A 12,560-nucleotide genomic window follows, 5' to 3' on the forward strand; every position below is an offset into this window, starting at 1 on the left:
GCTCCGGTCAGGCGTACTCGATACTCAGGATTTCGTAAGAGCGCACGCCGCCGGGTGTGCGCACTTCGACACTGTCCCCTTCATCTTTGCCGATCAGGGCGCGGGCGATAGGGGATTTGATGTTCAGCAGGCCGTTTTCGATATTGGCCTCGTATTCACCAACGATCTGCCAGGTCTTTTCTTCATCGGTATCTTCGTCGACCAATGTGACTTTTGCGCCAAACTTGACCGCACCCGACAATTTTGCCGGATCGATGACATCGGCCAGCGACAGAATACCTTCCAGTTCCTTGATGCGACCTTCGATGAAGCCTTGTTTTTCACGGGCAGAATGATATTCGGCGTTTTCCTTCAGGTCGCCCAGCTCGCGCGCCGAGGCGATGGCTTCGATGATCGCCGGGCGTTCAACGGATTTGAGGTTCTTCAGCTCAGCCTCGAGCGCGGCATTGCCCGCAGGCGTCATCGGGATCTTTTCCATACTCTCTACGTCCACGCATAAATTGAGTCGCCCCGCCGCACAGGAGCGTCGGGGCGAATGTTAGATTGGCAGTTACCTGACCCAAATGCCACGTGAATTGCAAGAGGTGACAGCGTCAGCAGCGATCAATTCGCGACTTCGCGCCGTTTTGATTTGGGGTGGGGCCTGTGCCGATGATCGGGATGCCGCGACCTGCGCCAACGCTGCGATGGGGTGCAAAGCCAAATCATCTCAATCATATTGCACCACTTCGAACTCGATCCCGTTGTCATCGCGGAAATAGAACCGGCGCCCTGGTTCGTAATCGGCATGGTTGTGGGGCTCGAATCCTGCCTTGCGAACCTTGTCTTCGGTGGCATCGATGTCTTCGACCAGAACACCCACGTGGTTCAGCCCGCCGATTACATCATAGCTGCTTTCATCCGACTGCTTCGGGTCGTCAGGTTTGTACAGTGCCAGATACGTATGGGCCGAGCCGACATGCACGGTGTATCCGCCGGCAATTGCGGGGCCCTCCCAGCGGGTTTTCCAGCCAAAGACCTTTTGCATCCAATCGGCCGAGGCCTTCGGGTCGCGGACAGTGAAGTTGGTGTGTTCAAGCGTCGCCATCATGGGATCTCCTGTGTTTTTTGGCTTGTCCCGACTCAGCGTAATTTCTAAACCTAACTTTAGGTCAAGGAATTTTTTGTGAGGGTTGATGGCGGTATCAGAGGGGCTGGCGATTGGCGCATTGGCCCGGCGCACAGGTCTGGCCGTGTCGGCCATCCGGTATTACGAAGCACAGGGTCTGATTTCGCCCTGGCGCAACGCGGGCGGACAGCGGCGCTATCAGCGGGCCGATATTCGGCGGCTGAGCTTTGTCATGATTGCGCAGCAGTTCGGCCTGACCCTGCCGGAAATCCGTCAGGTGCTGTCGGGCCTGCCGGGAAACCGCACGCCGACGCCCCAGGACTGGAAGGCGATCAGCGTACAGCTGAGGGCCCATCTGGATCAGCGAATCGACACCCTGACGCGGTTGCGCGACAATCTGGATGGCTGTATCGGATGCGGGTGTCTGAGCCTGCCGAAATGCGCGCTTTACAACCCCGATGACCGGGCAAAATCGCATGGTAGCGGTCCCAGATACCTGATGGGGGACACACCGGAAGGTTGATGTGTCGAATAGCGCCCTTGTTACGCCGTGTTTCGATTGACCAATGTCTTTGTGACCATGTAATCAGCCGTGAAACAAAATTGCGCAGATCATGCGGTGACAGCGCCAATTCGGAAAGTTAGCTAAGGAGCCCGCGATGGCCGAGATTGAACGCGAAGCGATGGAATACGACGTGGTGATCGTGGGTGCAGGTCCTGCGGGCCTGTCTGCGGCCATCCGTCTGAAACAGCTGGATGCCGACCTGAACGTAGTGGTTCTGGAAAAAGGTTCGGAGGTTGGCGCGCATATCCTGTCAGGCGCGGTTCTCGACCCCTGTGGTCTGGATGCTCTGATACCGGACTGGAAGGAAAAAGGCGCGCCGCTTAATGTGCCCGTGAAAGACGACAAGTTCTACATGCTGGGTGAGGCGGGTCAGGTCCGTATCCCGAACTTCCCGATGCCGCCCCTGATGCACAACCATGGCAACTACATCGTTTCGATGGGCAATGTCTGCCGCTGGATGGCGGAACAGGCCGAAGAACTGGGTGTCGAGATCTTCCCGGGCATGGCGTGCTCGGAAATGGTCTATGGCGAAAATAGCGAAGTCAAAGGCGTGGTTGCCGGTGTCTTCGGTCTGGAACCAGACGGTTCCTATGGCCCCAACACCGAACCGGGGATGGAGCTGCACGGCAAATATGTCTTCCTGTCGGAAGGTGTCCGTGGGTCGCTGTCCAAGGAAGTGATTGCCAAATACGATCTGTCTGCCGGCAAAGAGCCGCAGAAATACGGTGTCGGCATGAAAGAGATCTGGGAGATCGACCCTGCCAAGCACAAGGAAGGAAGCGTGACGCACACGATGGGCTGGCCGTTGGGCAGCAACGCTGGCGGCGGGTCCTTCATTTATCACCTTGAAAACAATCAGGTTTACGTCGGATTCGTGGTTCACCTGAACTACAAGAACCCGCACCTGTACCCCTATATGGAGTTCCAGCGGTTCAAGCACCACCCGATGGTGGCCGATCTGCTGAAAGGCGGCAAGCGCGTGGCCTACGGCGCCCGCGCGATTACGGAAGGCGGCTATCAGTCGATGCCAAAACTGGTTGCTCCGGGCGTGGCGCTGTTGGGCTGTTCGGCGGGCATGGTCAACGTGCCGCGCATCAAAGGCAACCACAACGCGATGCTGTCGGGCAAAGCTGCGGCCGAGGCTGCTTATGACGCCATCAAGGCCGAGCGTTCGGGCGATGAACTGACGGTTTACGAGACCGAAGTTCGCAATGGCGCGATTGGTTCCGACCTGAAAAAGGTTCGCAATGTCAAGCCGATGTGGTCGAAATGGGGTCTGACCGCCAGCCTGATGCTGGGTGGTCTGGACATGTGGACCAACACGTTTGGCTTTTCGCTGTTCGGCACGCTGGGTCACGGCAAGAACGACGCGGAATCGACCGAGGATGCCAGCAAGCACCAGCCAATCGATTACCCAAAGCCGGATGGAACGCTGTCCTTCGATCGTCTGACGAATGTCTCGTTCGCAGCGACGAACCACGAGGAAAGCCAGCCCTGCCACCTGCGTCTGGCCGATCCGGAAATCCCCGTGAAGGTCAACCTGCCGAAATACGATGAGCCGGCGCAGCGGTATTGCCCGGCCGGTGTTTATGAAGTGGTCGAGGATGAGAGCGGTCCGCGATTCGTCATCAACTTCCAGAACTGCGTTCATTGCAAAACCTGCGACATCAAGGATCCCAGCCAGAACATCACCTGGACCACACCGCAGGGCGGCGACGGTCCAAACTATCCGAACATGTAAGCAAAAAACGGGCAATGGCGGCGCTGTGAAGGCTCTGCCATTGCCTCTTGCCTGCCGAAGCCCTAGCTTACCCCTCAGTCAACGATAGCAAGGCAGGATTTCGGTGTTTTCCCTGGTTCGTCGCGCGGCTTTGTCCGTGCTGTTCATGTCGTCGGTCGCAGTTCCGGCCTATTCGGAAACGGGTGCCGGGTCATATCTGGCCGGGCGGCAGGCGATTTACGAAAACGACTATTCTGCCGCTGAAAGGTACTACGCTCAGGCCCTCAGGTTTGATCCCCAAAATGCGCTGTTGCAGGAAAGTGTTGTCGTCGCGCGCATCGCTTTGGGGGAAGTGGCGCGCGCGCTGCCGATCGCCCAGCAGATCGAAGAAGCCAACCTGCCCAGTCAGGCTGCGCGTATGGTGATTTCGGCCAATCTGATCGCCGATGGGAAATTTGACGACCTGCTGGCCCGTGACCCTGAAACACAGGGAGTTGGCCCCCTTGTTGACGGCCTGATGATCGCCTGGGCCCATCTGGGACAGGGTGAGATGACGAAAGCGATGGAACAGTTCGATTCCGTCGCCACACAGGATGGTCTCAGGGAATTCGCGCTTTACCACAAGGCGATGGCTTTGGCGTCTATCGGTGATTTCGAAGGCGCCGAGGCGATACTTGCGGACAATGATGGAACGGTTGCCCGGTTCTCTCGTCGTGCCGCCTTGGCCCGCACCGAGATTCTGTCGCAGCTGGATCGCAACGAAGACGCCATTCAGTTTCTGGACGATGTGTTCGTGGCGGGCAGTGACCCGACCATCGAGGCGTATTTGAGCCAGTTGGCGGCGGGTGAAACACTGCCGTTCACCCATGTCCGATCCGCTCAGGACGGCATGGCCGAGATTTTTTTCACCGTCGGTGCCGCATTGAACAGCGAAGCTTCGGCCGATTACGTTCTGCTGTACGCACGCTTGGCCAGTTTCCTGCGCCCCGATCATACGGATGCCATTTTGCTGAGCGCGGATCTGCTGGACAACTTGCAGCAATATGATCTGGCGGTTGAGGCATACCGCCTGGTCCCGGCGGACAGCAACGATCACCATGCGGCCGAATTGGGCCGCGCCGAAGTTCTGGACCGTTCGGGAAAAACCGATGCGGCCGTCGAGGTGTTGCAGAACCTGGCTGCGCAAGACCCTGATTTTCCGGGTGTGCATGTCGCTTTGGCAGACTTGCAGCGCCGACAGGAAAACTATGCCGCTGCCGTGGCCTCTTACGACACTGCGATCGCGCTGACGGACAGCGCGGCGGGTGGAAATTGGTTCCTGCATTATGCTCGCGGAATCAGTCATGAAAGGCTGAAGCAATGGGATCAGGCCGAAGCTGATTTCCGCCGGGCGCTGGAACTGAACCCGGATCAGCCTCAGGTTCTGAATTACCTGGGGTATTCGCTGGTTGAGCGCAAAGAAAAGCTGGATGAAGCATTGGATATGATCGAGCGCGCAGTAGCTGCGCGTCCGGACAGTGGCTATATCGTGGACAGTCTGGGTTGGGTTCTGTTCCGTCTGGGGCGTTACGACGAGGCCGTCGAACACATGGAACGTGCGGTTGAGCTGATGCCGGTGGATCCGGTGGTCAACGATCATCTGGGTGACGTCTACTGGGCTGTCGGCCGCGCGCGCGAGGCCGAGTTTCAGTGGAGCCGCGCCTTGTCCTTCATCGACCCGGAAGACACGGACGGCGAAGCCGATCCGGATCGAATCCGGCGCAAGATCGAAGTCGGGCTGGATGCCGTTCTGGCCGAAGAAGGTTCGGAGCCATTGAAAGTCGCCAATGGAAATTAAGGCGTTTGCGCCCGCCAAGATCAACCTGACCCTTCATGTGACTGGCCGTCGAGACGACGGCTATCACCTTTTGGATTCGTTGGTTGTATTCGCCGATCTGGGTGATCGGCTGACATTCACCCCCGGCCCCGAATTGTCCATGGACGTTCGCGGCGAGTTTGCCGGCGGAGTCCCCACGGACAGCCGAAACCTGGTCTGGAGGGCGGCAGAAGCTGTCGGTTGGACCGGTCATATCCAACTGACCAAGTCCCTGCCCCATGGGGCGGGCATTGGCGGAGGGTCGTCTGATGCTGCGGCCACGCTTGGGGCCCTGGCAGATCAGGGCCACGACCTCCCGCAGTGCCTGCCGTTGTCATTGGGGGCGGATGTCCCCGTCTGCCTGGAAGGTCGGGCGACAAGAATGCAGGGCATTGGCGATCGTTTGACGGCGGTGAACCTTCCGCACCTGCCCGCCCTTTTGGTCAACCCGAATGTACAGGTGCCCACCGGTGCCGTTTTCAACGCGCTGGCGTCCAGAGACAACCCGCCAATGCCTGAAAGCGCACCTGAGTTTGAAAATGCCGATGAGTGCGCCCAGTGGCTGCGCAATCAACGCAACGATCTGCAAGTGCCCGCCATGAACGTCGCACCTGAGATCGAACAGGTTTTGGACGAGTTGACGATGACCAATTGCGCGCTCGTGGTGCGAATGTCAGGGTCAGGATCAACCTGTTTTGCGCTTTATCCGACGATGAAAGACGCGCATTTTGCGGCCTATGAGATCGGCGCAGCCCATCCTGATTGGTGGTGCCGCGCCACACAGCTCAATTGAGACGTGAAACCACGTAATCGGCCAATTCGCGCAACAGGCTGCGAATCTCATGATCCGGCAGTACCTCCAGCGACGCCTTGGCTTTGTTGGCCCAGCCCAAAGCGTCTTGCCGGGTTTCTTCCAGCGTGGCGTATTTGTTCATCAGACCCAGCGCCTGATCCAGATCCCCATCCTGTTGGCGGCCCTTTTCGATCGTGCGCTCCCAGAAGGCGCGTTCTTCCGGCGTGGATTGCGCCACGGCTTTGATGACGGGCAGGGTCAGTTTCCGTTCACGGAAGTCATCGCCAACATTCTTCCCGGTCGCTTTGCTGTCGCCCTGATAATCCAACAGGTCATCGGCAATCTGGAACGCGATGCCCAGTGAATCGCCATAGTCGAAAAGCGCTTTGACCTGCTCTTCCGAGGCACCTGCGATCACGCCGCCCACTTCGGTCGCGGCTGAAAACAATGCCGCTGTCTTGCCGCGCACGACCTGAAGATAAACGTTTTCATCCGTGCGCAGATCGGTTGCGGCCGTCATTTGCAGCACTTCGCCTTCGGCAATGGTTGCAGAGGCATTGGCCAGGATATCCAGAACGCGCAGCGAGCCCGTTTCCACCATCAACTGGAAACTGCGTGAAAACAGGTAATCGCCAACCAGAACGCTGGATTTGTTGTCCCAAAGCAGATTGGCGGTCGGGCGGCCCCGTCGCTGTGCGCTTTCATCCACGACGTCGTCATGCAGCAGGGTGGCGGTGTGAATGAACTCGACCGTCGCAGCAAGGCGCACATGGTGGTCGCCGGAATAGCCAAACAGGCGTGCTGCGGCCAGTGTCAGCATCGGGCGCAGGCGTTTTCCACCTGCTTCGACCAGATGCCGCGTCACTTCCGGGATGCGTGGCGCATGGTCCGATGCCATCCGCGTGCGGATCAGCCCGTTCACGGCCTCCATCTCGCCCGACAGAATTTCAGCCAGACGCTCATGCGGTTTTGAGATCATGTCGACGGTCATCACACTCCTGATACAAGGCTCGACTTTCGCCTCGCCTTGCCCTTACATCCATCCCCATGAAAGAACTGTTGCGCAGTACCGATCCGACAATCTTGGCCTTTGCATCCGCTCTCCTTGAGGGCGAGGATATAGACTGCTTTCAGATGGACGTAAATATGAGCATCCTCGAAGGTGGTATCGGGATCTTCCCCCGTCGACTGATGGTTCGGTCCGAAGACCTGACCCGGGCCGAGCGTGTGATGCGCGACAACGAGATCCCGCTGGGCCGATGATGCGTTTTGACGACAATGAATTGACGTGCAACGATTTCCTTGGTGGCCGGGTGCGATTGCTGCAACCTGCGTCAGGTTACCGCGCCGGAGTAGACCCTGTTTTGCTTGCGGCATCCGTCCCTGCAAAGGCCGGGCAATCCGTGCTGGAACTGGGATGTGGCGCGGGGGCTGCCATTCTGTGCCTGTCCGCGCGGGTGCCGGGGCTGCAAATGGTTGGGATCGAATTGCAACCGGCCTACGCGGATCTGGCCCGCCGCAATTCGGAAATCAACAGCTGTGATCTGGATGTGATCGAGGCTGACCTGAACGCTTTGCCTGATGACCTCCGACAGCGGCACTTTGATCACGTAATCGCGAACCCGCCCTATTACCGTTCTGGGGCGCATAGCCCCGCCAGCGACACAGGGCGGAGCATTGCCCTGGGTGAAAATACGCCTCTAATTGACTGGATCACCGTGGCGGCCAAACGCCTTGCCCCTCGGGGGTTCCTGCACATGATCCAGAAAGCCGACCGTCTTCCCGATATGCTGACGGCTTGTGAAGGGAAACTGGGTTCAATCGAGGTGCTGCCGCTCAGCGCGCGGGTGGGCCGCGAGGCAGAACTGGTCATCCTGAGCGCCCGCAAAGGGGGACGCGCGGCATTTCGCCTCCATGCGCCTTTGATTCTGCACGCCAGTGAGCGCCACGAAAAAGACGGTGAAAGCTATACCGAGGCGGTCTCAGCCGTGCTTCGACAGGCCGCTCCGTTGCCTCGGAACTTGTGCCATCGGCAATGACCAGCCGAATTTGTCGGATTTGTTACAGATTCTGTGCGTCTGCAGCGTGACAGGGTGGAAACGATGTGGTCAAATTCTTACGTGACATACAGACACATAAACAAGGAGGATCGCAATGAGCGTGAGCGCACATCTGACGGAACTGAAGAAAAAGCACGAATCTCTCGGTCTAGAAGTGGAACAAGCCCAACGCTCGCCAGGTATCGATGATCTCCATATTGCTCAGTTGAAAAAACAGAAGCTCAAGCTGAAAGAAGAGATCGAACGCCTGTCCGCTTAAGTTTTCAGGCTGGCGCGGGCCGCGATCAAGGCCCCGCCGGTGATCAGAAAGGCAGCGATCGCAAGCCCCCAGGACGGGGTCGCGATCCCGGCCACCACCAAAGCAAGGGTCGACAATAACGGGGCCGCATAGGATGAGGTTCCGAGGATTTGAATGTCGCCTTGCTTGACGCCAATGTCCCAGACGTAGAACGCCAGCCCGACGGGCCCAAGGCCGAGTGCCAGCACCGACGCCCAGCCCAGTGCCGTATCGGGCAGTACAGTATCTTCCACAGCCAGATGCAGCAGACCCGAAGCCAGTGCAGCCGCAAGGCAGAATACTGCGACGGAACTGGTCGGCGTGCCCTCCAGTTTGCGTGATAGAACGGAATAGCCCGACCATGTCAGTGCGCAAAGCAAAGCCAATGCGTATCCGGGCAGGTATTGGGCCTGAAAGCCCGCGCCGCCACCCCCGGCAATGATGACAGCGGCCCCTGCGAATCCAAGGCAGGCCCCGATCAGGTGGCCGATACGCAGATGTTCACCCGGAAGCAGGCCTGACAGAAGCACAATGAGCAGAGGCCAGAGATATGCGATCAGCCCGGCCTCGGCAGCCGGCGCCATGCGCAGGGCCGAAAAATACAGCGCGTGATAGCCAAACAGGCCCAATGCGCCAAACAGGTAGGTCGTCCAGGGGACTTGCTTTAGATCGCTCAGACCACCTGTCGCCGTCGCCCAGACAAGCCCAAGCGTACCACCAATCGAAAAGCAGATCGTGTTCAGCAGCAGGGGCGGCGTGGGTGCCGACCCGACAGTGAACAACGCCAGCAAGGCCCATAGCAAGACAGCCACGAAGCCGATGGCCGTTGCGCGCATTTTGGTCATGGGCGGGAAACCTCTTCAATCGGTATGATTTTGAACTCATCCGATATATGCGCGGTTTTTTCAATCTCGGTCAGGAACCAATCGCGAAACGCCGCGATCTGAGGTTTCTTTTCAGCCCCCGGCAGGCACAGAAACCGGAACCGGCCTTGTGTTTCCAGGGCCACCTTGAACGGCGCAACCAAGCGGCCTTCGGTCAGGTCCTTGAGAATCATGGCGCGTCGCCCCAGTGCCACGCCGACACCGGCAACAGCGGCATCAATCGCGTGATCGGCATTGGAAAAGTGCGCGCCATGGGTCGGAGTAAAATCCACCCCCACGGCACGGAACCAAGCGGGCCAATCGCAAGGCGGGGTCAGAAAACTGATCGAATCGTCATGGATCAGCGGGGCCCCTTCAAGGCTTTCCGGCGTGGTGAATTGTTCCGCAAGTTCGGGCGTCATTACAGGGGTCAGCCATTCCTTTCTGACGGGAACGGAATACAGCCCGTCATCGGCCGAATTCCCGAAGCGGATGGCGACGTCCACGTCGTCCCGTTCCAGATCCATGTTGCGCAGCGTGGCCGAGAATTTCAGATCGATCTCGGGATGCGCCCGAGCAAATTCGTAAAGCCGCGGCGCCAGCCACTTGGCGGTCAAAGCTGGGCCCGCGGTGACGGTCAGGCTTGTGTCATCTTCCTGTCTGCGCACCGCACGCCATGCGGCTTGCAAGGTGGCAAACCCTTCTGCCGCACCAGGCGCAAGGGCACGGCCCGCCTCGGTCAGTTCTACGGCGCGGTTCAGACGACGAAACAGCGGCCTACCAAGGTGTTCTTCAAGCGACTTGATCTGAAACGACAGGGCAGCTGGCGTCACATGCAGCTCTTCCGCCGCCTTCGAAAAAGACATGTGCCGGGCTGCGGCGTCAAAAGCACGCAACGCGGTCAGCGGAGGCAGATAGTCACTCATAGTGAAGAAAAACTTAACTGAAGTCTCAAGAAAGCTCGTTTGTCGTGTTTGTTTTTAACAGCCATATTCACATCAGGTCAAATAAAACTGATTTGAAAAGGAGACTGCCATGATCGAGATGACGACGAATCCCGCCGCCCAGATGGCGATCCTGCGTGCCCACCAAGAGCGCAGCAGGGTGGTCTGGCAGTTTTGGGGATGGATATTCGGTTCCCGCTGATCGCAGCGCGCGCGTTCTTACGGGATCAGAAAGGGCCGGCCCAAAAGGACCGGCCCGTTTTTTGTTCACAAGTCTGGATCAGACGAAGAATTGCGCACCGTTGGCCGAGATCGTCGAACCGTTGATGAACTGCGAATCGTCCGATGCCAGGAAGACCACGCAGCGGGCGATTTCCTCCGGCTCACCCAAACGGCCGGCCGGGATCTGGCCAATGATGGACTCGCGCACCTTCTCAGGCACTGCCATGACCATTTCGGTTGCAATATAGCCGGGGCAGATCGCGTTGGCAGTGATCCCCGCCCGCGCGCCTTCCTGCGCCAGGGATTTCACGATGCCCAGGTCGCCTGCCTTGGTCGCTGCATAGTTCACCTGAGCGAACTGGCCTTTCTGACCGTTGATCGAGCTGATGACGATGACACGGCCGAACTTGCGCTCGCGCATGCCGGGCCAGATTGGGTGCACGGTGTTGAACACGCCAGTCAGGTTGGTGTCGATCACGTCTTTCCACTGATCCGGTGTCATTTTGTGGAACGGTGCATCGCGGGTGATGCCTGCATTGGCGACGACCACATCGATGGGGCCAACCTCGGCTTCAACCTTTTCGATGCCCGCTTTGGATTCGTCATAATCCGCGACGTTCCACTTGTAGGTCTTGATCCCGGTTTCTTCGGTGAATTTTGCGGCTGCTTCGTCGTTTCCTGCATAGGTGGCCGCAACGTTATATCCTTCGGCTTTTAGCGCCTTGGAAATTGCTGCGCCAATGCCGCGGGAACCGCCGGTTACGAGTGCTGTTCGTGCCATTTATGACTCCTTCAATTTTAGTCGTCTTAGTAATGCTGTTACTCTGAGAGATGGTTGTGCGCAATATTGTTTCGTTTTGAATCTCGGTTTCCGGGCGGCAATATCGTCGCATCCAAGGGTTAGAACCTCAATGTAACAAAAAAAGGCGCCCACTGGGCGCCTAATTCTATTTGATTGTCAAAGCGCTTAGTCGCGCTCCACACAAAGGGCAACGCCCATGCCACCACCGATGCACAAGGTGGCCAGACCCTTTTTCGCATCGCGTCGCTTCATTTCGAACAACAGGGTGTTCAAAACACGGCACCCCGAAGCACCGATCGGATGGCCGATGGCAATGGCGCCGCCGTTTACGTTCACGATCGACGGATCCCAGCCCATATCCTTGTTCACCGCGCAAGCCTGCGCGGCAAAGGCTTCGTTGGCTTCGACCAGGTCCAGATCGTCTACCGACCAGCCTGCTTTTTCCAGTGCCTTGCGCGATGCATAGATCGGGCCGACGCCCATGATCGACGGGTCCAGACCGGCGGTCGCATAGGACGCGATGCGCGCCAGAGGTTCGATTCCCCGCTTTTCGGCGTTTTCGGCTGACATCAGCAGCGTCGCGGCCGCACCGTCGTTCAATCCCGAGGCGTTGGCAGCTGTGACCGAACCGTCCTTGGTGAAGGCCGGACGCAGTTTGGCCATCGCCTCCATGGTTGCGCCATGACGAATGTATTCGTCCTTGTCCATCACGATGTCGCCCTTACGGGTCTTGATGGTGAAGGGCACGATTTCGTCTGCGAACTTGCCGGCCTTTTGGGCTGCTTCGGCCTTGTTCTGCGAAGCAACGGCGAATTCATCCTGCATCTCGCGGCTGATCTGCCATTTCTGTGCAACATTCTCGGCAGTCTGACCCATGTGATAGCCGTTGAAAGCATCCCACAAGCCATCGCGGATCATCGTGTCGATATACTTCATGTCGCCCATCTTGTGACCGGCGCGCAGCGCGGCGGCGTGGGGTGACAGCGTCATGTTTTCCTGACCACCAGCAGCGACGATTTCCGCGTCTCCCAGCTGAATATGCTGGGCGCCCAAAGCAACGGCGCGCAGGCCCGAGCCACAAACCTGATTGATGCCCCATGCGGCGCTTTCCTGTGGCAGGCCGGCATTGATATGCGCCTGTCGCGCGGGATTCTGGCCTTGGGCGGCAGTCAGAACCTGACCCATAATGGTTTCGCTGACTTCGCCTTTTTCCACTCCGGCGCGCTCGACAACTGCTTCCAGAACGGCAGCGCCCAGATCATGGGCAGGTGTGTTCGCAAACGAACCACTGAAGCTGCCAACACCTGTGCGTGCGGCGGATGCGATTACTACGTTGGTCATATGATCAGTC

General features: G+C 58.4%; 14 protein-coding genes. 7 read left to right on the forward strand and 7 right to left on the reverse strand.

From position 1 onward, the window contains the following. Positions 1 to 7: 7 nt before the first annotated feature. Together greA and GS612_RS15595 are read right to left on the reverse strand one after the other, a co-directional pair. Complete coding sequence (greA, locus tag GS612_RS15590; protein WP_170346321.1) at positions 8 to 478, reverse strand: transcription elongation factor GreA; 471 nt, start codon at positions 476 to 478, stop codon at positions 8 to 10. Positions 479 to 709: 231 nt separating this feature from the next. Continuing rightward, the gene (locus GS612_RS15595; RefSeq protein WP_171206067.1) at positions 710 to 1,090 is read right to left on the reverse strand and encodes a VOC family protein; all 381 of its coding nucleotides are present in this window, start codon (positions 1,088 to 1,090) and stop codon (positions 710 to 712) included. Between the two features lie 85 nt (positions 1,091 to 1,175). Here GS612_RS15595 and soxR point away from each other — a divergent pair, with 85 nt between their 5' ends. The 4 genes from soxR to GS612_RS15615 all read left to right on the forward strand — a co-directional run bounded on the left by soxR (position 1,176) and on the right by GS612_RS15615 (position 6,041). After that, complete coding sequence (gene soxR / locus GS612_RS15600) at positions 1,176 to 1,631, forward strand: redox-sensitive transcriptional activator SoxR (protein WP_170346323.1); 456 nt, start codon at positions 1,176 to 1,178, stop codon at positions 1,629 to 1,631. Positions 1,632 to 1,767: 136 nt separating this feature from the next. After that, positions 1,768 to 3,414: an electron transfer flavoprotein-ubiquinone oxidoreductase gene (locus GS612_RS15605; RefSeq protein WP_171641592.1), complete on the forward strand. Its 1,647-nt coding sequence runs from the start codon at positions 1,768 to 1,770 to the stop codon at positions 3,412 to 3,414. Between the two features lie 145 nt (positions 3,415 to 3,559). Next, the gene (locus GS612_RS15610; RefSeq protein WP_171641764.1) at positions 3,560 to 5,230 is read left to right on the forward strand and encodes a tetratricopeptide repeat protein; all 1,671 of its coding nucleotides are present in this window, start codon (positions 3,560 to 3,562) and stop codon (positions 5,228 to 5,230) included. Continuing rightward, positions 5,220 to 6,041, forward strand: a complete 822-nt coding sequence (locus tag GS612_RS15615; RefSeq protein WP_171641594.1) for a 4-(cytidine 5'-diphospho)-2-C-methyl-D-erythritol kinase — start codon at positions 5,220 to 5,222, stop codon at positions 6,039 to 6,041. Before GS612_RS15610 ends, GS612_RS15615 begins: the two co-directional genes overlap by 11 nt. On the opposite strand, the gene GS612_RS15620 is transcribed toward GS612_RS15615, so the two are convergent. Further along, the gene (locus tag GS612_RS15620) at positions 6,034 to 7,032 is read right to left on the reverse strand and encodes a polyprenyl synthetase family protein (protein WP_171641596.1); all 999 of its coding nucleotides are present in this window, start codon (positions 7,030 to 7,032) and stop codon (positions 6,034 to 6,036) included. The genes GS612_RS15615 and GS612_RS15620 overlap by 8 nt on opposite strands. Before the next feature lie 56 nt (positions 7,033 to 7,088). On the opposite strand from GS612_RS15620, the gene GS612_RS15625 reads away from it, so the two are divergent. The 3 genes from GS612_RS15625 to GS612_RS15635 all read left to right on the forward strand — a co-directional run bounded on the left by GS612_RS15625 (position 7,089) and on the right by GS612_RS15635 (position 8,360). Beyond that, complete coding sequence (locus GS612_RS15625) at positions 7,089 to 7,304, forward strand: DUF2007 domain-containing protein (protein ID WP_152456800.1); 216 nt, start codon at positions 7,089 to 7,091, stop codon at positions 7,302 to 7,304. Beyond that, positions 7,301 to 8,080 carry a tRNA1(Val) (adenine(37)-N6)-methyltransferase gene (locus GS612_RS15630; protein WP_171641598.1) on the forward strand — a complete coding sequence of 260 codons (780 nt, stop codon included), beginning with the start codon at positions 7,301 to 7,303 and terminating at the stop codon, positions 8,078 to 8,080. The genes GS612_RS15625 and GS612_RS15630 overlap by 4 nt, the downstream gene beginning before the upstream one ends. A 115-nt stretch (positions 8,081 to 8,195) precedes the next feature. Continuing rightward, the gene (locus GS612_RS15635; protein WP_083445267.1) at positions 8,196 to 8,360 is read left to right on the forward strand and encodes a YdcH family protein; all 165 of its coding nucleotides are present in this window, start codon (positions 8,196 to 8,198) and stop codon (positions 8,358 to 8,360) included. Here the strand turns inward: GS612_RS15635 and GS612_RS15640 are convergent. From GS612_RS15640 to GS612_RS15655, 4 genes are all read right to left on the reverse strand, one after another. After that, entirely contained in the window at positions 8,357 to 9,223 is an 867-nt protein-coding gene (locus GS612_RS15640; protein ID WP_171641600.1) for a DMT family transporter, read from the reverse strand. The genes GS612_RS15635 and GS612_RS15640 overlap by 4 nt on opposite strands. Continuing rightward, positions 9,220 to 10,167, reverse strand: a complete 948-nt coding sequence (locus tag GS612_RS15645) for a transcriptional regulator GcvA (protein ID WP_171641602.1) — start codon at positions 10,165 to 10,167, stop codon at positions 9,220 to 9,222. The genes GS612_RS15640 and GS612_RS15645 overlap by 4 nt, the downstream gene beginning before the upstream one ends. A gap of 298 nt (positions 10,168 to 10,465) precedes the next feature. Next, positions 10,466 to 11,188 (reverse strand): acetoacetyl-CoA reductase, encoded by a 723-nt coding sequence (gene phbB, locus GS612_RS15650; RefSeq protein ID WP_152456804.1) that lies wholly within the window; start codon positions 11,186 to 11,188, stop codon positions 10,466 to 10,468. Positions 11,189 to 11,374: 186 nt separating this feature from the next. Further along, positions 11,375 to 12,550: an acetyl-CoA C-acetyltransferase gene (locus GS612_RS15655; RefSeq protein WP_152456805.1), complete on the reverse strand. Its 1,176-nt coding sequence runs from the start codon at positions 12,548 to 12,550 to the stop codon at positions 11,375 to 11,377. Between the last annotated feature and the right edge of the window lie 10 nt (positions 12,551 to 12,560).

Origin of the sequence: Ruegeria sp. HKCCD6157 (assembly GCF_013110685.1) — a bacterium.
Taxonomy (GTDB): domain Bacteria; phylum Pseudomonadota; class Alphaproteobacteria; order Rhodobacterales; family Rhodobacteraceae; genus Ruegeria.

Coding starts and splice junctions, on each gene's coding strand:
- GS612_RS15635 (WP_083445267.1), top strand. CDS start 8,196: ATGAGCGTGAGCGCACATCTGACGGAACTGAAGAAAAAGCACGAATCT.
- GS612_RS15630 (WP_171641598.1), top strand. CDS start 7,301: ATGATGCGTTTTGACGACAATGAATTGACGTGCAACGATTTCCTTGGT.
- greA (WP_170346321.1), bottom strand. CDS start 478: ATGGAAAAGATCCCGATGACGCCTGCGGGCAATGCCGCGCTCGAGGCT.
- GS612_RS15605 (WP_171641592.1), top strand. CDS start 1,768: ATGGCCGAGATTGAACGCGAAGCGATGGAATACGACGTGGTGATCGTG.
- GS612_RS15595 (WP_171206067.1), bottom strand. CDS start 1,090: ATGATGGCGACGCTTGAACACACCAACTTCACTGTCCGCGACCCGAAG.
- GS612_RS15655 (WP_152456805.1), bottom strand. CDS start 12,550: ATGACCAACGTAGTAATCGCATCCGCCGCACGCACAGGTGTTGGCAGC.
- GS612_RS15640 (WP_171641600.1), bottom strand. CDS start 9,223: ATGACCAAAATGCGCGCAACGGCCATCGGCTTCGTGGCTGTCTTGCTA.
- GS612_RS15620 (WP_171641596.1), bottom strand. CDS start 7,032: ATGACCGTCGACATGATCTCAAAACCGCATGAGCGTCTGGCTGAAATT.
- GS612_RS15625 (WP_152456800.1), top strand. CDS start 7,089: ATGAAAGAACTGTTGCGCAGTACCGATCCGACAATCTTGGCCTTTGCA.
- soxR (WP_170346323.1), top strand. CDS start 1,176: ATGGCGGTATCAGAGGGGCTGGCGATTGGCGCATTGGCCCGGCGCACA.
- GS612_RS15610 (WP_171641764.1), top strand. CDS start 3,560: ATGTCGTCGGTCGCAGTTCCGGCCTATTCGGAAACGGGTGCCGGGTCA.
- GS612_RS15645 (WP_171641602.1), bottom strand. CDS start 10,167: ATGAGTGACTATCTGCCTCCGCTGACCGCGTTGCGTGCTTTTGACGCC.
- phbB (WP_152456804.1), bottom strand. CDS start 11,188: ATGGCACGAACAGCACTCGTAACCGGCGGTTCCCGCGGCATTGGCGCA.
- GS612_RS15615 (WP_171641594.1), top strand. CDS start 5,220: ATGGAAATTAAGGCGTTTGCGCCCGCCAAGATCAACCTGACCCTTCAT.